26 protein-coding genes are annotated in these 22,786 nt (G+C 62.4%); 13 read left to right on the top strand and 13 right to left on the bottom strand.

Annotated elements, in window-relative coordinates; translation table 11 throughout:
• The first annotated feature begins 46 nt into the window (after positions 1-46).
• Positions 47-745, top strand: coding sequence for a TetR/AcrR family transcriptional regulator (locus MOD31_RS11480; RefSeq protein ID WP_250820658.1), 699 nt, complete (start codon positions 47-49; stop codon positions 743-745).
• Positions 746-857: 112 nt separating this feature from the next.
• Here MOD31_RS11480 and MOD31_RS11475 read toward each other — a convergent pair whose 3' ends face one another.
• Together MOD31_RS11475 and MOD31_RS11470 are read right to left on the bottom strand one after the other, a co-directional pair.
• Positions 858-2,486: an MFS transporter gene (locus MOD31_RS11475; protein WP_142937042.1), complete on the bottom strand. Its 1,629-nt coding sequence runs from the start codon at positions 2,484-2,486 to the stop codon at positions 858-860.
• A 229-nt stretch (positions 2,487-2,715) separates the two neighbouring features.
• On the bottom strand, positions 2,716-3,549 hold the full coding sequence (locus tag MOD31_RS11470) for a putative protein N(5)-glutamine methyltransferase (protein WP_374206987.1): 834 nt from the start codon (positions 3,547-3,549) through the stop codon (positions 2,716-2,718).
• Between the two features lie 288 nt (positions 3,550-3,837).
• On the opposite strand from MOD31_RS11470, the gene MOD31_RS11465 reads away from it, so the two are divergent.
• Together MOD31_RS11465 and MOD31_RS11460 are read left to right on the top strand one after the other, a co-directional pair.
• On the top strand, positions 3,838-4,038 hold the full coding sequence (locus MOD31_RS11465) for a hypothetical protein (RefSeq protein WP_142937040.1): 201 nt from the start codon (positions 3,838-3,840) through the stop codon (positions 4,036-4,038).
• Positions 4,039-4,086: 48 nt separating this feature from the next.
• The gene (locus tag MOD31_RS11460; RefSeq protein WP_250820656.1) at positions 4,087-4,335 is read left to right on the top strand and encodes a hypothetical protein; all 249 of its coding nucleotides are present in this window, start codon (positions 4,087-4,089) and stop codon (positions 4,333-4,335) included.
• 110 nt (positions 4,336-4,445) lie between these two features.
• Here the strand turns inward: MOD31_RS11460 and MOD31_RS11455 are convergent, their stop codons facing one another.
• A complete protein-coding gene (locus MOD31_RS11455) occupies positions 4,446-6,992 on the bottom strand; it encodes an ATP-dependent DNA ligase (RefSeq protein ID WP_250820655.1) in 2,547 nt (848 codons plus the stop codon).
• A 38-nt stretch (positions 6,993-7,030) separates the two neighbouring features.
• On the opposite strand from MOD31_RS11455, the gene MOD31_RS11450 reads away from it, so the two are divergent.
• On the top strand, positions 7,031-7,897 hold the full coding sequence (locus tag MOD31_RS11450) for a Ku protein (RefSeq protein ID WP_166841101.1): 867 nt from the start codon (positions 7,031-7,033) through the stop codon (positions 7,895-7,897).
• A 23-nt stretch (positions 7,898-7,920) separates the two neighbouring features.
• On the opposite strand, the gene MOD31_RS11445 is transcribed toward MOD31_RS11450, so the two are convergent.
• Positions 7,921-8,622 (bottom strand): DUF6766 family protein, encoded by a 702-nt coding sequence (locus MOD31_RS11445; protein ID WP_223941502.1) that lies wholly within the window; start codon positions 8,620-8,622, stop codon positions 7,921-7,923.
• A gap of 17 nt (positions 8,623-8,639) precedes the next feature.
• The gene (locus tag MOD31_RS11440; RefSeq protein WP_142937035.1) at positions 8,640-9,161 is read right to left on the bottom strand and encodes a DUF6328 family protein; all 522 of its coding nucleotides are present in this window, start codon (positions 9,159-9,161) and stop codon (positions 8,640-8,642) included.
• A 116-nt stretch (positions 9,162-9,277) separates the two neighbouring features.
• Between MOD31_RS11440 and MOD31_RS11435 the strand changes: the two genes are divergently transcribed.
• The gene (locus MOD31_RS11435) at positions 9,278-9,496 is read left to right on the top strand and encodes a hypothetical protein (protein ID WP_250820654.1); all 219 of its coding nucleotides are present in this window, start codon (positions 9,278-9,280) and stop codon (positions 9,494-9,496) included.
• Positions 9,497-9,558: 62 nt separating this feature from the next.
• On the opposite strand, the gene MOD31_RS11430 is transcribed toward MOD31_RS11435, so the two are convergent.
• On the bottom strand, positions 9,559-9,729 hold the full coding sequence (locus MOD31_RS11430; protein WP_018778938.1) for a hypothetical protein: 171 nt from the start codon (positions 9,727-9,729) through the stop codon (positions 9,559-9,561).
• 308 nt (positions 9,730-10,037) lie between these two features.
• Between MOD31_RS11430 and MOD31_RS11425 the strand changes: the two genes are divergently transcribed.
• The 4 genes from MOD31_RS11425 (at position 10,038) to MOD31_RS11410 (ending at position 12,771) form a co-directional block, all read left to right on the top strand.
• A complete protein-coding gene (locus tag MOD31_RS11425; protein ID WP_024819119.1) occupies positions 10,038-10,517 on the top strand; it encodes a Dps family protein in 480 nt (159 codons plus the stop codon).
• Positions 10,518-10,559: 42 nt separating this feature from the next.
• Entirely contained in the window at positions 10,560-11,519 is a 960-nt protein-coding gene (locus MOD31_RS11420) for a DNA topoisomerase IB (RefSeq protein WP_250820653.1), read from the top strand.
• A gap of 79 nt (positions 11,520-11,598) precedes the next feature.
• Complete coding sequence (locus MOD31_RS11415) at positions 11,599-12,150, top strand: hypothetical protein (protein ID WP_250820652.1); 552 nt, start codon at positions 11,599-11,601, stop codon at positions 12,148-12,150.
• Between the two features lie 33 nt (positions 12,151-12,183).
• The gene (locus MOD31_RS11410) at positions 12,184-12,771 is read left to right on the top strand and encodes a TetR/AcrR family transcriptional regulator (RefSeq protein ID WP_142937030.1); all 588 of its coding nucleotides are present in this window, start codon (positions 12,184-12,186) and stop codon (positions 12,769-12,771) included.
• Between the two features lie 82 nt (positions 12,772-12,853).
• Here the strand turns inward: MOD31_RS11410 and MOD31_RS11405 are convergent, their stop codons facing one another.
• The 5 genes from MOD31_RS11405 to MOD31_RS11385 form a co-directional block, all read right to left on the bottom strand.
• The gene (locus MOD31_RS11405; protein ID WP_014920471.1) at positions 12,854-13,129 is read right to left on the bottom strand and encodes an HPr family phosphocarrier protein; all 276 of its coding nucleotides are present in this window, start codon (positions 13,127-13,129) and stop codon (positions 12,854-12,856) included.
• 84 nt (positions 13,130-13,213) lie between these two features.
• The gene (locus tag MOD31_RS11400) at positions 13,214-15,247 is read right to left on the bottom strand and encodes a fructose-specific PTS transporter subunit EIIC (RefSeq protein ID WP_250820651.1); all 2,034 of its coding nucleotides are present in this window, start codon (positions 15,245-15,247) and stop codon (positions 13,214-13,216) included.
• The gene (locus MOD31_RS11395) at positions 15,244-16,236 is read right to left on the bottom strand and encodes a 1-phosphofructokinase family hexose kinase (RefSeq protein WP_250820650.1); all 993 of its coding nucleotides are present in this window, start codon (positions 16,234-16,236) and stop codon (positions 15,244-15,246) included. Before MOD31_RS11395 ends, MOD31_RS11400 begins: the two co-directional genes overlap by 4 nt.
• The gene (locus MOD31_RS11390; RefSeq protein WP_142937027.1) at positions 16,233-17,024 is read right to left on the bottom strand and encodes a DeoR/GlpR family DNA-binding transcription regulator; all 792 of its coding nucleotides are present in this window, start codon (positions 17,022-17,024) and stop codon (positions 16,233-16,235) included. The genes MOD31_RS11395 and MOD31_RS11390 overlap by 4 nt, the downstream gene beginning before the upstream one ends.
• A gap of 424 nt (positions 17,025-17,448) precedes the next feature.
• Complete coding sequence (locus MOD31_RS11385) at positions 17,449-17,676, bottom strand: hypothetical protein (RefSeq protein WP_223941509.1); 228 nt, start codon at positions 17,674-17,676, stop codon at positions 17,449-17,451.
• Between the two features lie 688 nt (positions 17,677-18,364).
• Between MOD31_RS11385 and MOD31_RS11380 the strand changes: the two genes are divergently transcribed.
• The 3 genes from MOD31_RS11380 (at position 18,365) to MOD31_RS11370 (ending at position 20,991) form a co-directional block, all read left to right on the top strand.
• The gene (locus tag MOD31_RS11380; protein WP_166841111.1) at positions 18,365-19,138 is read left to right on the top strand and encodes a GAF and ANTAR domain-containing protein; all 774 of its coding nucleotides are present in this window, start codon (positions 18,365-18,367) and stop codon (positions 19,136-19,138) included.
• A 216-nt stretch (positions 19,139-19,354) separates the two neighbouring features.
• Positions 19,355-19,813, top strand: a complete 459-nt coding sequence (locus MOD31_RS11375) for a hypothetical protein (protein ID WP_223941510.1) — start codon at positions 19,355-19,357, stop codon at positions 19,811-19,813.
• A gap of 38 nt (positions 19,814-19,851) precedes the next feature.
• A complete protein-coding gene (locus MOD31_RS11370; RefSeq protein WP_250820649.1) occupies positions 19,852-20,991 on the top strand; it encodes a glutamate--cysteine ligase in 1,140 nt (379 codons plus the stop codon).
• 80 nt (positions 20,992-21,071) lie between these two features.
• On the opposite strand, the gene MOD31_RS11365 is transcribed toward MOD31_RS11370, so the two are convergent.
• Complete coding sequence (locus tag MOD31_RS11365) at positions 21,072-21,473, bottom strand: VOC family protein (protein ID WP_142937022.1); 402 nt, start codon at positions 21,471-21,473, stop codon at positions 21,072-21,074.
• A 19-nt stretch (positions 21,474-21,492) separates the two neighbouring features.
• A complete protein-coding gene (locus MOD31_RS11360; RefSeq protein WP_223941512.1) occupies positions 21,493-21,933 on the bottom strand; it encodes a helix-turn-helix transcriptional regulator in 441 nt (146 codons plus the stop codon).
• Positions 21,934-21,980: 47 nt separating this feature from the next.
• Here MOD31_RS11360 and MOD31_RS11355 point away from each other — a divergent pair, with 47 nt between their 5' ends.
• Positions 21,981-22,607 (top strand): alpha/beta hydrolase, encoded by a 627-nt coding sequence (locus MOD31_RS11355; RefSeq protein ID WP_250820648.1) that lies wholly within the window; start codon positions 21,981-21,983, stop codon positions 22,605-22,607.
• Positions 22,608-22,786 lie beyond the last annotated feature (179 nt).

The following is a 22,786-nucleotide window of genomic DNA, read 5'->3' as shown; positions in this document are numbered from 1 at the left end:
CCTCCTAATGCACCGTCACTGAATTAGTACGCCTATACTGCACTTCATGATGGTGAAGGACAAGGGGCAAACCGTGGATCCGCGGATCAGGCGCACCGAACGTGCGGTCATGGCTGCTGCGGGTGAACTCTTTGTGCGTCAGGGGTACACGGCAACCACCATGAGCCAAATCGCCAGTGCAGCAGACTGCGCTGAACGCACATTGTTCCTCCGGTTCACCAGCAAGGCCGAGCTCCTGAAGCGCGTGGTTGACCAGACCTTCGCGGGAATGGGGTCCGAAGAGCCGGTCCCGGACGAGCCCGGCACAGACGAGCCCGGCACAGACAAGCCGGGACCAATGACGCCGGGCTCAGCGAATGCGACGCCGGATACCTTGGAAGCCCGGTTGCAGGCACTGGCCAACAACATAGCTGCAACCATGATCCGGACCGGACCGCTGTTTGCCGTTGCCCGCGAGGCCGAAGCCAGCGAACCCCTGATCCGGGAAGCCTTCGACGCCGCGCGCAGGGACACCATCGCCGCATCCCGGCGCATGTGGCGCGGATTGGAGCGGGACGGCCTGATCAGCAGCGGGATCGACGTGGACTGGGTGGCCGATACCACCGCGCTTCTTGGCGCAGCGGACACGTATCTCCTGATCCGGACGGCCATGGGATGGGACCAACAGCAACTTGCAGCCTGGCTATCCCGCACCTGGCTCTACTTTGCCACGAACCCTGAACCGGCCGCCGTCGTGCACCCTTAAACGCCGCAGCCACCAACGCCAAGGAGAGCGCCTTGGGGCTGGTGGCTACGGTGGGCGGCAAGCTGCCGCGAACTAACTGAATCGCTATGCAGAAGTTGCAGGCAGTGAGTTCCTAAGCGGGAGTCAGGTCCTTATTGCCTTTGCCGAGCGATGAATCATCGATGGGCCGGCCGTCGAACGGCATCTGATCCAGGTTGATCAACGGGTTGGTGTCCTGCGTTTCCACCAGTTCACGTGCCTCTGCCTGGGTGTCCACGCTGGGCATGGAGCCCGGCAGCGGGCGGCGGGCCGATTCCGGCAGGAAGAAGATGGCAATGGCGCCGATGATCGAGGTACCCATCAGGTAGTAGGCGGGCATCATGTCGTTGCCCGTGCCTTCAATGAGTCCCTGAACGATGAACGGGGTGGTGCCACCGAAGATCGCCACGGAGAAGTTGTAGGCAATGCCCATTCCGCCGTAGCGGCTGGACGTGGGGAACAGGGCGGGCAGTGCCGAGGCCAGGTTTGCCACGTAGAACGTCACCGGGAAGGCGATCAGTGCCAGGCCTGCAAGCGTGGACCAGATCTCGCCGATGCCAATGAGCATAAAGGCGGGAATGGAGAAGACCACTGTGCTGCCCGCGCCTACCCACAGGACTGGCCGGCGGCCGATGCGGTCCGAGAGGCGGCCGGTAAGGGGAATGCAGATGGCCATGATCACCAGGACCGGGATGGTCAGCAGGGTGCCGTGGACGGGATCGTAGCCCTTGGAGTCCGTGAGGTACGTGGGCATGTAGGACGTCAGTGCGTAGCCAACAATGTTTGCTGCAGCAGCCAGGATCATGGCCAGGAGGATCTGGCGCCAGTAGGCCTTGATGATGCCCACAGGTCCCTTGGCAGCAGCGGCATCCTGCGCTGTTGCGTCCTTGGCCGATGCCTCCTGGGCATCAAGGGTGGCCTGGAACTGAGGGGATTCCTCGATCTTGCTACGGAAGTACACCGCGATGAGGCCCAGCGGACCAGCGATCAGGAACGGAATCCTCCAGCCCCACTCCTCCATGGCGGCCTGTCCCAGCGTGAGTTGCAGGACCGAAACCAGGGCGGCGCCCAAGGCGAAGCCGATGTAGCTGCCCATGTCCAGGAAGCTGGCGAAGAATCCGCGGCGCTTATCCGGAGCGTACTCACTCACGAACGTGGTGGCACCGGCGTATTCGCCACCGGTGGAGAAGCCCTGGATGAGCTTCAGGATCACCAGCAACGCGGCGGCCCAGATGCCGATCTGCGCATAGCCGGGAAGGAGGCCGACGGCGAACGTACTTGCCGCCATCAGCATCAGTGTTGCGGCGAGCACCTTCTGGCGGCCCACCTTGTCGCCGAGCCAGCCGAACACGATTCCACCGAGGGGGCGGGCGATGAAGGTTGCGGCGAAGGTTCCCAGCAGGAACAGAGTCTGGACCGAGGGGTCTGCCTCCGGGAGGAAGACAGGACCCATGGTGGTGATGAGGTAGCCGAAAACACCGACGTCGTACCATTCCATGGTGTTGCCGACGATGGTGCCGCCGAGTGCTTTGCGCAGCATCGGCTTGTTCACCACGTTGACGTCGGACTCTTTGAGCCGGCGCTTCGGGCGAAGCTTCTTCGTTGCGTTCTTTACTGCGTTTGCTGCGTTTGTGGCGGCCGGGGTGGGGCCGGCCAATACCTGGTTCCCGGTGGCGTTCCTTGCGCCATCCGGAGAGACGGTGTTGCTTTGGTCTGTGGGCATTTGGGCTTCTCCTAGGGAGGTCATTTGCTTGCGACTTCTGCTGCCCCGCTCTGGGCAGGGTTTCAATTTTACGGGTTTTAGGCCGAAAACCCGAGTTGAGATCCGATTTTTGGGCAGTTTTTGGGTGCAAATTGCCTAGCTGTGTTGCATCTCATTACCCGCTCTTGCCCCGCTATCAAGCGGATCCGCCTCCGTTTTTGCCCTCCAGAGCACGTTGTTACCAAATTGTTTAGCTGAGCCCACTTAACGGGGCAGTTTGGGTCCCGGAAGCTGATGAATCGATAGGCCCGCGGGTACCCATCACCACGGTTGCGTCTGCCCTTTCGTCCGAGGCCACCTCCGCGATGAACCCCGCCTCGCCGAGAATCCCTGCCGTCGCCAGCGCCTGCTGCCCCGAGGTTTCCATCACCAGGAACCCACCCGGCGCCAGCCACTGAGCCGCGCCCAGCGCTACCCGACGCTGTACCGCCAAACCGTCAGCGCCGCCGTCGAGCGCTGCTCTCGGCTCGTGGAGTCGCGCCTCCGGCGGCATCATGCCTATTAACTCCGTGGGCACATACGGCGCGTTGGCGAGCAGCACGTCCACCTTCTGGCGCAACGTCTCAGGGAGGGCTTCAAACAGATCCCCGTGGTGGACGCGTCCACCACGGGGCTCGACGTTGTATCGCGCGCAACGGACCGCAGCGGCGTCGATGTCCGCGGCATGCAGCTCACAGCTCCCCAAAAGATCGTGGAGCGCCGCCCCTATTGCCCCGGAACCGCAACAAAGGTCCACGACGACGACACCGGGCTTGGCGATGGTCGCGGCCTTCCGGACCATGAACTCCGTGCGACGCCTGGGCACGAACACCCCCGGGCTGACGGCCATGCGCTTTCCGCAGAAATCCGCCCAGCCCACAATGTGTTCCAGGGGCAATCCGCTGAGCCGCTGGTCCACCATATGGTGGAGCTCGTCCGGATGGCGGGCGGCGTCTATGAGGAGTCGGGCTTCGTCCTCCGCGAAAACGCAGCCGGCGGCACGCAATGCGGCGGCGATGGATGCTCTCCGGGTCACGTTTGCCATGCTAGCCGAGGAAGAATCCCGATGGGGTTGGGCGCCGGAATTCAAAGTTGCTGCAGGTGAGGGGTTCCCAAATCTGCCGGGACTTAGCTAGGGTATGAGGCATGGGAACACTGATTTTTGAGTAAACCGGCCTCTGCCCCTCGCGGCACAGCCGAGTTTCACCTGACAAAAATCCACGCCTGTTGAGGCCCTGCCTCCATGCCGTTCCCGTTCTCGACGTCTTCTTCCCGAACCGCAACGACATAGGATACGTGTCTCTTCAGGACTCACACCTTTAGGAGTCCACATATGACTGCCAACCCTTCCGAAAACAAAAAGACCCCGGCCGCCGGCGGTATCAAGTCCAAGCTGACCGACGCGCAGAAGGCCATGCTGGCAAGCAAGTCCGGGGGCGGTGCTCCAGCGGGCTGGCAAAGCACTGGCAAGGGGCACAAGCCCACCGCCGCCAGCGGCAAGCAGGCTAAGACCGAGAAGAAGGTCCGCTGGTAAACCTGCGGGCGGCACACTGAAAAATAGGCACACTGGAAAGGAAGAACCATGACTGCTGAACGCATCAATCCTGAGGTTGCAAGCCATTTGGTGGAGTCCATGGACATGGCGCCCATGCCCGAACCGACCACCATCGCGGTCGCGTTGGGCGCCGGCCAAAGCAGGCAGTGGCCGGACGGTAACGGTAAACGACGCCACCCGAAGGAACGGGGACAAGCCCACGGCCGCGTGGGCCAGGGAGCAGCTGTGACGGCGGTCCACCGGACCAGCCGCCCGCAGATGCCGCACTCCTCCTAATAACCCGGCCACCCAAACAAACCCGAACGAACCCGCACCACCTGCGTAGCCAGCCCAACTGAGGAGCAGCACAGCGCGTTTTGAGCCCTCAAAACGCGCACAAATGCGACTCAGTTGGGCTGGCTGACGTCGTTAGGGGACTTATCCGGACGCCAGCCCCGCCACACCGGATGACGGAGCCGGCCGGGCCCCGTCCATTCGCCGAAGGATACCTCGGCCACCAGCTCAGGGCTCACCCACGTGGCACCCGCTGCATCTTCGCGGGGTATGTCTGTGAAGGGGCATTCGCTTACCACCCGGGGCTCAAGATGCTCCATGACATCCCGGAGCTGCCAGTCCTTGAATCCGGTGCCCACCCGGCCCACGTAGTGCAGCTTGTGGCCGTCGGGGATGCCCAGCAGCAACGCGCCGAAAGTCCCGCTTCGGGCCCCGGCCCCCGGCCGCCAACCTCCCACCACTACTTCCTGGCTTTGCTCCAGCTTGAGCTTGATCCACGACCTGCTGCGACGTCCGATGACATATCTGCTGTCGGCCTTCTTGGCCATGACACCCTCCAAGCCAAGCTCGGCTGCGCTGGTCATGAGGTCTTCCACGTCGTGGTCCAGCACCGCTGAAAGGTGAAGGGGGCAACCTTTACGCAGACGCTCCGAAAACCCGGAAAGCCTCTCGCGGCGCTCGCGGAACGGCAGCCCGCTCAGGTCCCTACCGTCGTCGTACAGAAGATCGAACAGCATGAGCTGCACCGGAACCGTAGCCCGGGCGCGCTCGATGTCCGCACCTTTGACCAAATTCATCCTTAGCTGCAGCCGTCCGAAGTCAGGCCTGGACCCTTTGCCGAGCGCCACGATTTCGCCGTCCGCAACGAAGTCTCCGTCGGGCCAGCATGTGCGGTCCGTCAGTTCGGGATAGGCGGCCGTAAGATCGTTTCCGTTGCGGCTCATGAGCCGGATCTTGCCCTCCGTACCGGTGATGATCGCCCGGATTCCGTCCCACTTCAGTTCAAAGAGCCAATCGTCGCCGCGGAGATCAGCGGCGGTTCCGGCGGTGGCCAGCATGGGGGTGTAGTTCGGCATGGGCTGCGGCTGAGCCGGCGCGGACTTGGGTGCCGAAGTTTTGGCCGCAGCCGGGCCGCCCCGACGCCCATCTGGCTGTTCCTTCATGAGATGGATCAGCCAGTTCTGGCCCGTATTAATCAGCGCAAAGCGTTTGGTGCCGCCAAGGCCACCACCCGGTTCGCCCGTGAGGGTGGCGATCACTTCCTTGCCGTCGCGCCACTTCTCGCAGGTGTACTCGCCGCGGTCCCAGATGGTCATGGTCCCGGCCCCGTACTCGCCCTTGGGAATGACGCCCGCGAAGTTCGCGTATTCCATGGGGTGGTCCTCGGTATGTACGGCTAGGTTGTTGCGGTCGGAGGTTTCCGGGATGCCGCGCGGCAACGCCCACGATGCCAGGACTCCGTTGTGCTCCAGGCGCAGGTCCAAGTGGTAGCGGCGGGCGTGGTGCTCCTGGATGACGAATATGCCGCCGGGCGGCGGAGGGTCGCCGGGCTTTGGCTGGGCGGAGGAGGAACCCGCGGATTGCGGTGTGGCAGAAGCGCCCGACGACGACGGGAACGGCTCCGGGGTTTTGTCCGGATCGCGCATCCCGACGTATTTGGCGAGACGGTTCTCGACTGTCACCACCCGCTCGCGGGAACGGCCGGTGCCTGAACCGCTTCCGGGAGCACCGCCGTCGTCCTTCTCATCCTCCCCATGAGGCGGCAGGTGCCGTTCGGAGATGGGTGCGAAGTGGTCTTTGCCGGTCTTCACGCGCTTCATCACGGCCCGGTAGTCCAAGTGCTCCAACGAAGCGGAGGAGAGCTCCCGCCACGTGCGCGGCGCCGCCACGGTGGGGATGGCGCGTCCGCGGAGGGAGTAGGGGACGATTGTGGTCTTGTTTCCGCTGTTCTGGCTCCAGTCCACCAGCACTTTGCCGTGGCGGAGGGACTTCTTCATGTCGCTGACCACCAGATCGGGGTGGTCCGATTCCAACGCCCGGGCCAGCTCTTTGGCGAAGGCGGACACTTGCTCGGACTTCAGCGTCCCGTCCAGGCCCGTGTAGAGGTGGATGCCTTTGCTGCCGCTGGTAACAGGGACCGGGTCCATTCCCATGTCCTGCAGGATGGAACGGGCCAGCTTGGCCACTTCAACGCATTCGGGCAGACCTGCCCCGGGCCCGGGGTCGAGGTCCAGGACGAAACGGTCGGGGCGGAGCGGCTTCCCGGAAGGGTCCACTTGCCACTGTGGAACGTGAATTTCCAAGGAGGCGATCTGGGCCATCCACGTGAGCGTCGCAAGGTTGTTGACCAGGGGATAGACGTTGGTGTGGTCCGAATGCTGAATTGTGGCGCGGGGAATCCACTTTGGCGCGGAGTCCTCCAGGTTCTTCTGGAAGAAGACTTGCCCGGGGTTTTCGGCGGTACCCACTCCGTTGACCCAGCGCTTGCGGGTGACGGGCCTGTTGGCAGCAGCGGGGATCAGGAAAGGTGCCACTGCGGCGTAGTATTCCAGCACTTCGGCCTTGGTGGTGCCGGTTTCCGGGTAGATGATTTTGCCCAGATTGGTGAGAGTGAGCTCGTGGCCTTCCACGTTCACCCGCTCCTGTTGCTTGCCTGCCACCTCTTCTCCTCCGCTGTGTTGTGCTGTTGACTGGGTGCATGAGGGCCATATGGAAGGGATCTATCGCGTTCGGTCTGGTCAACGTACCAGTGAAGCTCTACAGTGCCACGGAGGATCACGATATTGGCCTGCACCAAGTCCACAATAAGGACGGTGGGCGTATTCGGTACCAACGGAAATGCGAAATTTGCGGCGATGTTGTTGCGTACGAGGATATTGATAAGGCTTACGAAGAAGAAGGCCGCACCGTGGTCCTTACGTCTGCGGAATTGAAGTCGTTGCCGGAGGAGAACAGCCGCGAAATTGAGGTGGTGGAATTTATCCCCGCCGAGCAGCTGGACCCCATCATGTATGAGCGCAGCTATTTCCTGGAGCCGGACTCCAAATCGCCCAAAGCGTACATGCTGCTCAGGCAGACGTTGGAGGACACTGACAGAATCGCAATTGTCCAGTACGCCCTGAGGCAGAAGACCCGTCTGGGGGCACTGCGGGTGCGTGGGGACGTGCTGTTGCTCCAGGCGCTGCTGTGGGGCGATGAGGTCCGCGAGGCCAAGTTCCCGTCACTGGAGACGGACATCAAGATCTCGGACAAGGAACTGGAGATGTCCTCCGCCTTGGTGGAATCCATGGCGCACGACTTTGACCCCGACGAATACACCGATGACTACCAAGCGCAGCTTCGAACATTGATCGAGGCCAAGTTGGAGAAGGGCGAGGCCCTGGACACCGAGGCAACCTTTGGCGTGGTGGAAGGTGAGGGCGAGGGCGGCGACGTCATCGACCTCATGGAAGCCCTCAAGCGCAGCCTGGACAAGAAGCGCGGCAAGGAAAAAGCGGACGACGACGCTGCTGCCGCCAGCAAAACTGCCAGCAAACCAAAGGCGCGGGCCAAGAAGAAGGCTTAGGTCGTGTTGCCTTCGCCTAGGGGTTAGGCGCCGGTTTCGTAGTGCGGTTCCGCCACCGGTTTGGACTCGGGTGAACCACGTTCACGGAGGTACACGGAGGCTCCTACCAGGACGGCGACAGCGAGGAACTCACTTTGCCAGTTCTGGAAGGACTCAAACCAGAACTGGCTGGAAGCCATGTATTCCCAGGTGGAGACCTCGGGCAGGCCATGGCTGAGCTGTTCCTCGTTGTAGGCGGCTGCGCCACCTACCGCGTGCAATGTGAAGGAGGTCAGAAACAGGAGGCCCAGCAGGCCGGAGAGTGAGTGCTCGTAGACCTTCAGCACCCAGCCGCCGCGCCTTACCGGCCACGGGGTCTTGGGTGACTTCCTGGCATCGCGGGGATCTTCATCCTGGGGTGCTTCCTTGTCCACGGGTTTTGACTCCGAGGAACCCCTCTGGAACAGAAAGACGGTAAGGACCACGTACATGGCCATTTGAAGAAACTCCGATTCCCAGTTTTCAAAGACGGCTTCCCAGAAGCTGCCTGATGTCAGGAAATCCGTGATACCGGTGGCTGGCTGGCCGTGAGCCTGTTGTTCCTCGCTGTAAGTTGCCGCTCCCGAGATGATCATTCCCCCGAGGAAGACGACGAACAGGCCTGCGTTGACCAGCAGCAAGCCGTGGTCCTTGACCCAATGGCGCGCGGGATCTTTGTCCTTGCTGGATGTTCCGGGGTGCTTCATGGGTCTGAGCATCGGGCTCACTCTTCCCTGGGAGTTCCGTTGTCGTCGCTGTTTCGGACTGCTCGACGGTGCAGCCATAGGGGTGTTCCCACCACCAGGAGCAGCAGCACCAGGATGATGAATCCTGCAGCTACAAGTCCGGCCGTCCGGCCGGCGGTGAAGTCGAAAACAAGGGTGGCAGAGCCAACGATCAACAAAGCCACACCAGCCAGCGCCCACTTGGTGACCACATCGGCACTTGAAACCAGGGTGGCCTTGAGCCCCCTGCGGAACAAGCGGCGATGCACGCTGACGGGGAGCACTATCAGCACGGTGGTCACTGCTGCCACCATCACGTTGAAGAGGTAGAGGCTCCGTTGCCAGTCGTCCAGGAGTTCGAAGCGTTCTTGGAAGGGCAGCGTGAGCAGGAAACCGCCAAGGATCTGCACCCCTGTTTGGAGAACCCGTAACTCCTGGATCAGTTCCATCCAGTTCCGGTCCATTCGTTCCTCGGTGGACTCGTTCCTGCCGATCCTGGGGGCCTGCTCCGGTTCTACCATCTGTGCACCTCCGTGTGGTTTTGGTGGACGACGACCCTGCGCGGGACTACGGTCGAACTGTCAGCATTCCTCGATCTTTTTGAACGGGGCCTCATCGGAAATCCAAGGAGGAAGCTATGAGTCAGGACGAACACCGCGTGGACCCGGAAAGCGAGCCCGGCGGCTACGGCACACCCACGCCTGAGCAGGAAATGCCCGGTCAGGGCGGTGAGCGCGAGACGCCGGAACGGCCGGCCCAAGGAGTTCCGGCTCCGGGTGACGAGTTCCCCACACCTTTGGATCCGGATGCGGCCCCACCGCCCTCGGCAACCGGGAGCCGTGGGGAAGAGGCCTAACTACACCGGGGTGTAGGGACGCCGGGGGCGTTGCCCCCGGCGTTCGATCCTCGTTCGGTCTCCTATACCGTGTGTCCCCTGCGACCCGACATGAAGCTCAGCAGCCAGCCGATGGCTGCGATAACGAGGAGGACGACGCCTACCCACAGCAGCCAGTTAAGGGCTTGCGAGAAGCCACCTACAAGAAGGAGAACAATTGCTACTACACCAGCAATGATCAGAAGCGTATTCATGGTCAGCACATTCCTTTCCGCGGGAATCTTTGATGAACCGCCGATTCCCGAGTATGCATTCCGAGTTACTTCGATTTAGTTATGCCGGTACTTGGTTGCGTTCTACGGATCCAAGTGCCTTTTCGTGTACCACTAAGGCGATCCGCGCCCGAAGGGGAAGTTCGCCAGTCGTGAACAGTAACACTCCTCATTGTACTACTAAGCTTCCTTATGAAAGGGTTATTGCAGTCGTCACTTGATGATTGGGCAGTGCTGCAGAAACTGTGCGGCACGTTTTTGGCTCACATGAACGTCTATGAGAGGAACACATGAAAGCGTCACAGCAGCTTGCAGACAACCTTCAGATCGTCTTGACGGACCTTATTGAGCTACAGCTTCAAGGAAAGCAGGCGCACTGGAACATCGTGGGGCCGAACTTCCGCGATCTTCACCTCCAGTTGGACGAGCTGGTAGTGGCTACACGCGAGTTCGCTGACGACACCGCCGAGCGTATGCGAGCCCTCCACGCACTCCCGGATGGCCGCAGTGCCACCATCGCCAAGGGCACGCGCCTGGAGGAATTCCCGGCAGGACTGGTCAACACCAAGAACGCCGTCAAGCTGGTCACCGACCGCGTTGAGCGCGCAGTCCAGACCATGCGCGATGTCCATGACGAAGTGGACGAGGAAGACCCCACAACGGCGGACCTTCTGCACGCTTTCATTTCCCGCCTTGAGCAGCTGGTATGGATGATCAACGCCGAAATCATGAATGCCGGCGCCGCCGTGACGGATCCGGACGAGGCGTAGCGGGAACCCGGCTCCGGCTGTCGCGACCTAGGCAGGCAGGCCGTGCCCAGGCTTAAGCGAAGTGACCTTTCCAAACCCGGCATAGTTCGCCGCAGGGTAGGCAAGGGGTTCAGCTACCGCCACCCTGACGGGAGCTTGGTCAGCAAGGAGGATCGCCAGCGCATCAATGCGCTGGCGATCCCGCCCGCGTGGACCGATGTTTGGATCAGCCCGTTCGAGCATGGGCACATTCTGGCTACCGGTGTGGACGCTGCCGGGCGAAGCCAATATATCTACCATCCGGGGTGGCGGGAGCGGAAGGACACCGAAAAGTTCATCAGGGCCGCAAAGCTGGGCTTGGTCCTGCCTGCGGTACGCCGCAACGTGACCGTGCATCTCCGGGATTCCGACGACCCCCGACAACAGACCCTTGCTGCCGCCGTGCGGTTCATGGACCTCGGTGCGCTCCGCGTTGGTTCCGAGGTCTACATGAAGCAAAACGGCTCGTATGGGCTCACGACGCTTCGATGCCGGCACGCCCGCGTGGAAGGGCCGGACGTTTTCCTCAAGTTCCCCGGCAAGAGCGGTCAGCTGTGGGACACCTCCATTCACGATCCCGCCCTTGCCGCGTTCCTGGAACCGCTGGCAGGGCGGCCGGGCAAAGAGCGCCTGCTGGCCTACCAAGCCAATGGCTCCTGGGTATCGGTCGACGCGTCCATGATCAACGAATACCTGCGCGGAGTCGCCGGAGAGGCTTACACCTCCAAGGATTTCCGGACGTGGAAGGGGACGGCGGCTGCTGCCATGTGCCTCATCAAGTCGGGCCATAAGGGAACTCCCAGGCAGGCCATTGTGCGGGCCATCAAAGAGGCATCGGACCTCTTGGGCAATACGCCTTCGGTGGCGCGCTCGTCCTATGTTGATCCAAGGATTATCGAGGGATACCTGTCCGAGGAGCTCAAGGACGTCAAGCCAACGGAAGCGTCCATTGCTGCCTACTTGAACGAAGAGGCGCCAAAGTAGGCCAGACCGCACCAGGGAATTTTATGAGTACACTCGTACTAATAAAGTTTTTATGGGTTCATGGCGTCTGGGGGCGTAAATGATTTTGTTGGCAATCGTGGTGTGTGAAGTTGCTTTCTGGGTGGCGATTCTCGGAGGGCTCGCAGCGCGGTATGTGCTGCGTCGCCCGCGCCTTGGCGGGGTCTTGCTGATCCTTGCCCCGGTGATCGATGCCATCCTGCTGTGCCTTGTGGCGGTGGATCTGCTCGGCGGGGGCACGGCCTCGTGGCACCACGGACTGGCTGCAATCTACATTGGGATCTCCGTCGCTTACGGCAAGCGCATGGTGGCGTGGGCGGATGCCCACTTCCAGCACCGGTTCGCTGGCGGTCCGGCGCCGGAACGGCTCACGGGAAAGCCTTACACCATCAAATGCTGGCGGGATGTGCTGCTCACGGCGTTGGCAGTAGCCATCGCAGCGGCGACACTGGGGGCGATCATTCTCCTCGTCAACGACGCCCAAAGAACCGCAGCCCTCTGGGACTTCTTCCGTATCCTGGGCATCATCTTCGCCATCGACTTCCTGTGGGCCGTGAGCTATACCATCTGGCCTAAGAAGCCCGCCCGCGCCCTGTCACCTACCGCTCTGTAGAACTGAACCATGCCCCGGAGAAAGAGCTGAACCATGCCCCGGAGAATCGATGCGGAGGCGCGTAGCGCAGCAATTGCGGAAGCTTCCTTGCGTGTCCTTGAACGGGATGGGTTGTCGGGCCTTTCAGTGCGCGGGGTGGCGGCAGAAGCGGGTATAGCCGCCGCTTCACTACGACGCGCCTTTGCTACGCAACATGCCTTGCGTGAGTTCTGCCTGCAACTCATTGAAGACCGGGTCACAGCGCGAATGGCTGCACTTGAGCTCTCAGGCCGGGAACTGGTTGATGAATTGCTCCTGCAATTGCTGCCTCTGGACAGGGAACGGCGTCTGGAATTGGTTGCACAGGTCCAGCTCGGCGTCCTTTCACTGAATGACGCTGCGCTTCGTCCCGCAGCGATCAGGCTCAGCGACGGAGTGGAACGCGTATGCCGCGCAGCCGTGCAGATCCTGGCGGAAGGGGGTCAGTTCCATCAGGAGCGGGACCCCGAATATGAAGCTCAGCGGTTGCGTGCGCTCTTGGATGGGATCGCGATGCACGGGCTGTGGAGCGGGGACCTCTTGGAATCGGGTCCCATGCTCCTGGTGCTCGCACGTCATCTCGACGAACTCGCAAACCCTTAGAGAGACTCAAAGAGCCCGGTGCCACCGCTATCCGGGTGGCACCAGGCTCTTTGCGTGGCGCTGAGGGGTTTGGGTGTCCCTATTAGGCGTCGTGGTCCGTTTCGAGGATCTTCACCAGGCTGTCCAGGGCTGCATCCGCGCCTTCACCTTCGGCGCGCAGCACCACAACATCGCCGTGGGAAGCGCCCAGGCTCATGAGGGATAGGATGCTGGCGGCGTCCATGGCGTCGTCGGCGGGCTCGCCCTGACGTGCGATGGTGACGTCGATGTCCAGGTCACCGGCTGCCTCGGCGAAGATGGCTGCAGGGCGGGCGTGGAGGCCCACGCGGCTTGCGATGGTGGCTGTACGTTCTGGCATTGGTGCTCCTTTTTGTGAAGGGTGGCGGTTAGGTGAGATGGCTTTGTGGGAAGTCTAGACCGTGGGGCCCGGACCGTGGAGAGCCTAGACGCTGACGGTGGCCGGGGCGGCTTCCGCTTCCACTGGCTTCTTGACTGCAAAGCGCTTGAGGGCGATGACGGCCAGCGCGCTGACCACCATTCCGGCCACGATGGCGACGATGAACATTGGCAGGTTGCCAATGGCAAAGAAGACGAAGAGCCCGCCGTGGGGAGCCTGGGAGGTGACCCCGGTAGCCATGCAGAGTGCGCCCGTCAGTGCGCCACCCACCATGCTGGCCGGTATGACGCGCAGCGGATCGGCTGCTGCGAACGGGATGGCACCTTCGGAGATGAACGAGGCACCCAGCAGCCAGGCGGCCTTGCCGTTTTCGCGCTCTGCGAGGCTGAAGAGCTTCTTGTTCAGGACCGTAGCAAGGGCCATGGCCAGCGGCGGAACCATGCCTGCCGCCATGACGGTGCCCATGATGAGCCACGGAGCCTGGTTGTCAGCGCTGCCGGCACTCAGGCCTGCCACTGCGAAGGCGTAGGCAACCTTGTTGACCGGGCCGCCGAGATCGAAGCACATCATGAGGCCCAGAATGATGCCGAGGACTACGGCAGAGGCGCCGCTCATGCCCGTCAGCCAGTTGTTCAGAGCCACGGTAAGGCCGGCAATGGGACCGCCAAGGACCAGGAACATCAAGCCCGAAGCGACGATGGAAGCCAGCAGTGGAATGATGACAACCGGCATCAAGCCACGGAGCCAGCGGGGTACCTGCCAGGTTCCGATGAGATGCGCGATGTAGCCGGCCAGGAGACCGCCCACGATGCCGCCCAGGAAGCCTGCGCCCATGAAACCTGATACGGCACCGGCGACGAAGCCCGGCGCAATGCCCGGCCGGTCGGCGATGGCGTAGGCAATGTAGCCAGCCAGTGCCGGGACAAGGAATCCCATGGACAGGGCGCCGATCTTGAACAAGACCGCACCAAGATAGATGGCGAGTCCGCCTTCGGGAAGATTGCCGAAGTTGTTCTCCAGTACTACCTTGTCCGCAATTTCAGTGATTTCGTAGCCGCCCAGCAGGAAGCCCAAGGCAATCAGGAGCCCGCCACCAGCCACGAACGGAATCATGTAGCTGACGCCCGTGAGGAGTGCGCGCTTCAGCTTCTGGCCAATGTGCTCACCCTTTTCCTCCTGGGCGCGCTCAGCCTGCTCTTCGGCACCAAAGTGCGGAACGCGGCGGGCGTGCGGGTCCGTGGCGGCTGCCAGAGCTTCCTCCACCATCTTGGTGGGTTCGTCGATGCCACGCTTGACCGGCGCGTTGATGACCGGCTTTCCGGCGAAGCGTTCCTTGCCGCGTACGTCGACGTCCACGGCGAAGATTACGGCGTCGGCGGCTGCGATGACTGCCGGATCCAGCGGCTTGGCGCCGGAGGAACCCTGCGTCTCTACCTGAAGGTCAACACCCATTTCCTTGGCCGCGGCAACCAACGAATCTGCAGCCATGTAGGTGTGCGCAATGCCCGTTGGGCACGCGGTGACGGCCACGATGCGCTTTGGTGCGGCAGTCGTCGTCGTGCCGGCGGCGGCAGCGGCGGGTGCGGACTCTGCGGGTGCTGCGGCAGCAGCGGGAGCAGCAGCCGGCTTATCGGCCAGCGCGCCATCCACGAGGTCAACAATGTCCTGCTCAGTGGCAGCCGCACGCAGCGCTGCCGTGAAGTCCTTTTTGATCAGCGAGCGTGCCAGCTTGGAGAGGAGCTTCAGGTGTTCCTGATCCGCACCGTCCGGGGCTGCGATGAAGAAGATGAGGTCAGCGGGACCATCCTTGGCTCCGAAGTCCACCTTGTGGGACAGCCGGGCCATGGCCAAGGCAGGCTCCTGGACGGCGGCTGAGCGGCAGTGCGGGATCGCGATGCCGCCGGGGACGCCGGTTGCGGTCTTCTGCTCGCGGGCGAAGGCGTCGGTAAAGAGCCCTTCAACCTCGGAGGCGCGGCCGGTTGCGGCAACTTTGCCGGCCAGGACGCGGATGACGTCGGCAGGGGAGTCGCCCAGGTTTTGGTCGAGGGTGACCAATTGGGTTGTGATCAGCTGGGTCACTGTGAGTCCTTCTGGAGGGCCGTGATGGTTACGGCATTGGGGGTTGTCTGGTGGACTGCCGGGACAGTGGAGCCCGGCAGCGAAGCAGCAGCGGCACCATGTGCCACGGCTTGACGAAGGCAGTCCTGCGCGGAGCCGCCTTGGGTTGCAGCCAACAAGTAGCCGGCCAGTGAAGAGTCCCCGGCACCCACCGTGCTGACGGCTTTGATGGGCGGATGCGTGGCGAACCACGCCCCGTCTGCGGTCACCAGGACTGCGCCCTTGGACCCGAGTGTTGCGAGAACGGCGCCCACACCGCTGGCGACGACGGCGGCAGCGGCTTGGGCGGCTTTGGCCGGATCCGCTTCCAGTTCGTCAGCTGTGGAGACGTTGGTGAAACCGGCGGCGGCAGCAAGTTCTGCGAGTTCTTCCGCGTTCGGCTTGAGAAGGTCCGGCTTCCCTGCGGCATCGCCCACCACAGCGGCCGCGAGCGGCGCCCCGGAGGAGTCAATGGCGATGCTTGGGGAGGCCGTTCCGTCCGAGTTCGACCGGAGCCGACGAGCGATGGTGGCGTAGAAATCCGCGGGCACTCCTGGTGGGAGTGATCCCGCAAGAACCACCCAGCTGGCGCCACGCGAGCGTTCCAGCAGCAGCCCGATCAGGGCCTCCTGCTGTTCACCGCTCAGTTCCGGGCCGGGTTCGTTGATCTTGGTGGTGACGCCATCCGGTTCGGTGAGCGTGACATTGCTGCGCAGCACCTGACCGATGGGCAGCGCCGCGAACGGTACACCGCCGTCGTGCAGTCCGGAAAGTACCGGGTCCGAGTCGGCGCCCGGCAGAACGGCCAGGGTGTCCAGGCCGGAGGCCACGAGCGCCCGGGAAACATTGACGCCCTTCCCGCCGGATTCCTGGTGGACAGCGACGGCGCGCTGCACTTCGCCGCGGGCCAAGGCTCCTGGCAGTTCCACCGTGCGGTCCAGGCTGGGGTTGGCGGTCAAAGTGACGATCATGCGACCACCACGTCAACGCCGGCGTCGGCCAAAGCCGCAGCTAGTTCAGCCGAGGGCTGCTGGTCAGTAATCAAGGTGTCAACATCCTTCAGGGTGGCGAACTGGACCAGGGTTTCGGCGTCCAGCTTGGAAGAGTCGGCCAGGGCAACCACGCGCCGGGCTGAGGTGACGAATGCGGCTTTGACCGCGGCTTCCTCGGGATCGGGGGTGCTGAGTCCGAACGTTGCGTGGATACCGTTGGCTCCGACGAATGCGATGTCCGGGCGAAGTTTGTAAGCAGCTTCCACGGTGGACTGCCCGACGGCGGCCTGCGTCAGTCCGCGGACACGGCCGCCGAGGATCTGGAGTGCTATGCCTTGGGTGGACGAGAGCTTGCCGGCGATGGGGATGGCGTGGGTGATGACCACGAGTTCATCGTTTCCGTTCGCCGATGGCGTTTGCTGGGCCAGTAGGTCTGCGAGGGTTTCAGTGGTGGAGCCCGCATCCAGGAGAATGCTTCCCGTGGTGAGCTGGGGGATCAGGGCGAGTGCTGCGTTGGCGATGCGGAGCTTTTCCTCCGGACGCTGTACGGCACGCTCGAGGATGCTCTCCTCGCGGGTGCTGAGGCGGTCCGAAGGGACGGCGCCGCCGTGAACGCGCCTGAGATTGCCGGCGACCTCCAGGGCCGCGAGGTCGCGGCGGATTGTCTCAGTGGTAATGCTGAAACGGTCGGCGAGGTCTGTGACACTCACCCGTCCGCGCTCTGCGACGAGTGCGGAGATCAGATGCTGGCGCTCTTCGGCGAACACTTACCCTCCATTGGTCAAGCTGCTTAGCAGTGCAGCCACATCAGTGACTGCTGTCACAACGATGTGGAATTGCTTGACTCTATCTTTGTTTATGTTGGTAAGTCAATAGAAGTCAACATAAACAAAGATTTAGGCAGGGAAGATCTGGCAAAGATCCGGAGGAGCGCGGCGGTCCGGGGCACGAAAAAGGCATGCCGCGCTCCCTGTGGCGCGGCATGCCCTCATTCGGATCCCGACTGGGGGAGTAGCGGGACCCTGTTCGTGGGAGTAAACAGGCGGTGCCTGATGTGCTGATGGGCAGGCCTACGGCAAACGCCCTGGTTCACCCGGCGTTGGGCGTCCTGGCGTGGGCTCTGCTACGGGTGGTGGTCCCGGCTCCGGCAATGGAACCGGCTCGGGCATGGGACCCGTTTCGCGGGTGGGGTCAGGGTGCGCGGGGTACGAGGGATTCGGTGGCGAACCGCTCATGATCAGGCGCTCCGCCGGTGAGTGGCGTGCTGTGGCCGGAGTCGTCCGGGATCGCCGGAGGGGTATCTGCTCGAGTTCCACCCAGAGCCCGGATAGTCGATGGGAAGATTGTCCGGATCCGGCGGATCAGGGAGGCTGCGCTTACCGGCCTGGCCGGGCTTGCTGCCCGTGGTTTGAGGCTCATTTCGTTGTGATTCTGCGTGCATGCTGTCCCTCTCGGTAGCTCCGGAAATTTTGGTGTAGCTCCTCATGGCCACCCGGCCTCAGTCAGGCATCTCCATGCGGAAGCCGCAATGACACCCGAGAATGCGCGTGTTGATGAGTACCTCATACATCCGTTGCTGCGCGCCCGGCGACAGGACCAAGGGCGATTGGATCCTTCGCAGCTCGCAACTCTTTGTCTTCATCGGTTCCCCGCAGTGCAGGTATTGACCGCCGAACTGCAGGACGCCTTGAGGGGCACCCGGACGGTTCAGGACTGCTGCAACGCGCCGAACGGAAGCAACGTGCTCATACGAGTACCTACAAACATGGCACTCATACGCAACGTCCACCATGTTGGGTGCCGGCGGATAGTGGGACTGGATGGAGTTCACCAGAAGATGCTGATCTGTATTGCAGCGCGAGCACCAGAGGGGTTCATCGGGTGGCGGATGTGCTTCGTCCGGGACTCTGGACGCTGGCTGAGCCGGCATGGGTTTGTACCTCTGCATCAAAAAGTGAGGGACGCCCGTCTGCATGAGCTCAATAGCCTGGGCCCGTGATCCGGACCATGTGTCGATTGTGCACATAGGTGCACCGCAGATGCAAGGATTCTGTTTTCCGTTGTCCAAAGGGTGACGAGTTGGTGTGAGGCGAACGTAAAATAAGGCATGGACGAAATGAGCGTGGATTTTGCGGTGCCTGATGCTGTCTCTGCGCCCGACGATACTTCGGTGCCTGAGCAGCTGCAGGATCTGGTGATAGACAGCGAAGATGTGGGCGGGTTCCTGCATGAGCTCGCGGTCTTTTCGGCATCCGCGGTGTCACAGGCCGTGGGCTTGGACGTGCTCTGCGGCATCACCCTCAGCCGTCGCCATCGCACCGCCACAGTGGCGGGAAGCAACCACGAGGCCAGGCTGATCGATGAGGTTCAGCAGGCGTACGGTGATGGTCCGTGCCTGGAGGCCATGCGCAGCCGCGTAACGCAGCATGTTGCTGACACCTCCACGGAACAGAGGTGGTCCGAGTACTGCTCAGTCATTGCCGAGCGGGGACATCTGTCCGCTCTCTGCGTTCCCTTGGAACTGGATGAGGGTGCAACGGCGGCGCTTAACTTCTTCGCGCCGCAGGCCAACGCCTTCGATGAAGCAACCATCCGGAATTGCGAACTCTATGCAAGCCAGGCCGAGCGATCGCTGAGACTGGCCGTCCGGATTGGCGTCAAGCAGCAGCACGCTGAGGACCTCCAGGATGCCATGCGGACGCGAACGGTGATCGACTTGGCAAGTGGAATCATCATGGGCCAAAACCGCTGCACGCAGGAGGAAGCGTTCCAGATCCTGAAGAAAGCGTCCAGCACCCGCAACCAGAAGCTGCGGGACGTCGCGGAATCCCTCGTCAAGAGTGTGGCCAGGGAAGCTCCCGTGGCCCATTTCGAGGCCTAGGGCGCTCCCGCTAGCGGATTGGCAGCAGTCTCATCTCTTGTGACGGCTGCCACTGGTGAACTACATTCATACATGGGTTAAGCAGATAGCCCTTGGAGCCTCATAGGGAACCATCCAGGATGGTCCAAAAACTGCACCCTTTAGCCGTGGCCCCTTTCGGCCGGCTCACAGCGTGCCTCCATGCAGGCTCCTTGAAGGAGCATAAGGAGAATGGCAATGACGCTTGGATCCCCGATTCCCGCCCCGCAGCCTGCAAGCCGACGGGCACCTGCAACAGTTGATACCGGAGCACGCCCGTGGTGCACCGTTTGCAATACTGATTCCTACGTTTTCGTAGAGACGGTTGTGGAAGCAACACCGAATCAGTCGGAGATCGTCGAAGTCAGCTACACCTGTAGCGAATGCGATACGTTCTACGCCCACGCAGTCCGCCTGGACGCGCTGGTTCCCGCCATCCAAAGTGAATTTCTTTCCACTTCAGCAGCCGGGCTCTGGTTCAGCTGCACCCACTGCGGCGATCCCATGACCCTGGGGCGCCCCACGGAGCGCGTCATCGAGGCGCCCCGGACCACTGACGATCCGGAGAGCCCCAGCCTGCTTGAGGTGTACCTGCAAACGCAGGTGCTCCATTGCCGTTGCGGTTTTCAAATGGAGGTTCCGCGCCACGTTGGCTAACCGCCGTCTCTAAAAAACTAACGGTTGGGAGGGGGATTATGTTTACCTTTGGCGTCGAAGAAGAATTGCTGATCGCAGATCCTGAGGACGGATTGCCCTTGGCTCTGGCCTCCGGCCTCCTGGATGTGGCCGCCCCCTCCCACGCGGAATGGGATGCCGGAGGTGGGCCGTCGCTGAAGTCCGAGTTCAAGCAGGAACAGATTGAGGTTAACTCGCTCCCGTGCCGGACCGCCCAGGAGTTGCGGGCTCAAATCCGTTCAGGGCGGGCGTTGGCCGACTCTGCAGCCCGGGCGGTGGGAGCACGCGTTGCTGCGCTGGCCACGCCTCCGGTGTTTCACGCGACCCCCACCACCGGAAACCAGCGCTACGCCACCATGGGCAAGGAATTCGGCCTGATTTCCCGCGAGCAACTCACCTGCGGCTTCCACATCCACGTGTCCATCGAGTCGCCGGACGAGGGCGTAGCCGTGCTGGACCGGATGCGGCACTGGCTGCCGGTCCTCCTGGCCCTCAGCGCGAACTCACCCTACTGGATGGGTGCTGACACGGGGTTCGCCAGTTACCGCACGCAGATCTGGAACAGGTGGCCCACCGCAGGTCCCATGGATGTTTTCGGCTCGGCTGCCGGATACCGGGCGGTACTTGCGGAACTGCTGGGCACAGGAGTTCCGCTGGACGAGGGAATGATCTATTTCGACGCGCGCCTGTCCAGAGGGCACCCCACCGTGGAACTCCGGATCGCCGATGTCTGCCTCTACGCCGAGGATGCGCTCACTATCGCGGTCCTCGCCCGTGCCTTGGTGGAAACGTCGGCGGGCGAATGGCGGAAGGGCGGACCGCCGTCGAGCACTTTGACTCCGGTGATCCGCATGGCCAACTGGAAAGCCAGCCGTTTTGGCGTCAACAACCAACTGCTGCATCCGCTGGAGCAGGCCCCTTATGCTGCCGCGGACGTGGCGGGTGCCCTGCTCCGGCACATCCGTGGTGCCCTGACGGCAACCGGGGACCTGGCGCTCGCGCGGACAGGGGTGGCGAACATCCTCCGGCGAGGGACCGGCGAACGGCTGCAGCGACAGGCCTACGGCCAGCGGCGGCGACTGTCCGACGTCGTCTCCGCCGCCATTGCCTCCACCCACAATTACGGTGAGCGATCCGACGCCGGCCTCTTAAGTCGCTAAGAAGTACGACGACGGCGGAGGTCACCTCGAGCGCTGGAGACGCCCCACCGGGGGTGACCTCCCGCCGTCGCGCCTGATAATCAGCCCTGGTTGATGCGGATCATGTTGCCGGAAGGGTCACGGAAAGCGCAGTCGCGGGGACCCCATGGCTGGTCGATCGGTTCCTGGAGTACTTCGGCGCCGGATGCACGAAGCTTTTCGAAGGTGGCGTCAAGATCATCGGTGGTGAAAACCAGCATGGGCATGACGCCCTTGGTAAGCAGCTCCTGGATGGCGTCGCCGTCCGCCTGTGACCGGCCGGCGTGCGGCGGGGAAAGGACCAGTTCAAGATCAGGCTGGGCGTCGCTGCCGAGGGTGACCCAGCGCTGACCGTCCGAGCCGACGTCGTTCCGGACCTCGAAACCGAGGGCATCCCGGTAGAAGGCGAGGGACTCGTCAACATCGTTGACAGTGACGTGTGCGTATTTCAATGAAATGTTCATGAATCACACGCTATGGCAGCTACGATGCGGGCGCTTCTTCAATCCTGCTCATGTTCTTGCTGCCGCTTCTTTCAGGACGCGTGTGCTGCTTGGCAATACAGCTGGGCATGGCCTTGACGGCATGGTGCTCACGGGCACGGTATTCACTGGGGTTCATGCCGACGATCTCGGTGAAGCGCGTGCTGAAGGAGCCCAGCGATGTACAACCGACTTCCATGCAGGCGTCGGTGACCGAAGTTCCCGCCCGGAGCAGGGCCATAGCCCGTTCGATCCGTCTGGTCATGAGGTAGTTGTACGGCGATTCTCCGTAGGCGGCCTTGAACTGGCGTGAGAAATGCGCGGGGGACATCAGGGCGCCGGCGGCCATGGTGGGCACGTCCAGGGGACGCGCGTATTCGCGGTCAATGAAGTCGCGGGCGCGCCGCAGATGGGCCAGGTTGGCCAGTTCCTGCGGAGTCATGGGCACAGTCTACGGAGTCATGGGCACGGTCCACTAGGCTCGTGCCCATGGAATCAGTGGTGTGGTCAAAGCCCGGGAACCAGCGCAAGGGCACGCCTTTGCTGGTGATGATGCACGGTTATGGGACCAGCGAGCAGCGGATGGTAAACCTCTTTCCGAACCTCCCCGGCGAGTTCACCTGCGCAGCGCTGCGAGGTCCCAAGGTCATCGGCGACGATTATGGCTGGTTCCTGCTTGACTATTTCCTCACCAACGACTTCGCGGATGTTATGGCGTCCACCAATGCGGTGTTCAACTGGATCAATTCGGTCAAGGACAATCACAGCAGCGTCAGCCTGCTGGGCTATTCGCAGGGCATGGCCATGGCCAGCACCCTCCTCCGCCTGCGGCCCAGCGCTTTTAAGGCCACCGTCGGCCTGTCCGGGTTCGTGCTGGACAACGATCTCCTGGCCTTGAGTGAGTCCTTCGATGTTCCGCCTCCGTTCTTCTGGGGGCGGGACAAGGCCGATCCCGTGATCAATGAGGATGCCATAGCCCACACCGAGGAGTGGCTGAACGCCAATGTAGCCCTGACGGCCCGCACCTACCCTGGGATGGGGCACAGGATCGAACCGCCGGAACTGGTGGATGTGAGCGCGTTCCTGAAGTACTACGTTCTGAACGGCGACAAGTAACGGGCGCGAGCCCCGCATGAGGGCCGGGACACCGGATTAGAAGGCATGAAGCCTCCGGAATCAAGCTTCCGGTGAGATTCGCGTCACAATTTCGTATTCGAGCGCACTCTATTGAATGACAAAATTGTAAGCGCTTACACTTTTGGCTGGTGACCCGGCTCGGGGCATACGCCAAGGCG

Source organism: Paenarthrobacter sp. TYUT067, assembly GCF_023656375.1.
Taxonomy (GTDB): Bacteria; Actinomycetota; Actinomycetes; order Actinomycetales; family Micrococcaceae; genus Arthrobacter.
Note: the sequence above shows the minus strand (reverse complement) of the source record. Positions and strands in the feature narration are given on the sequence as shown.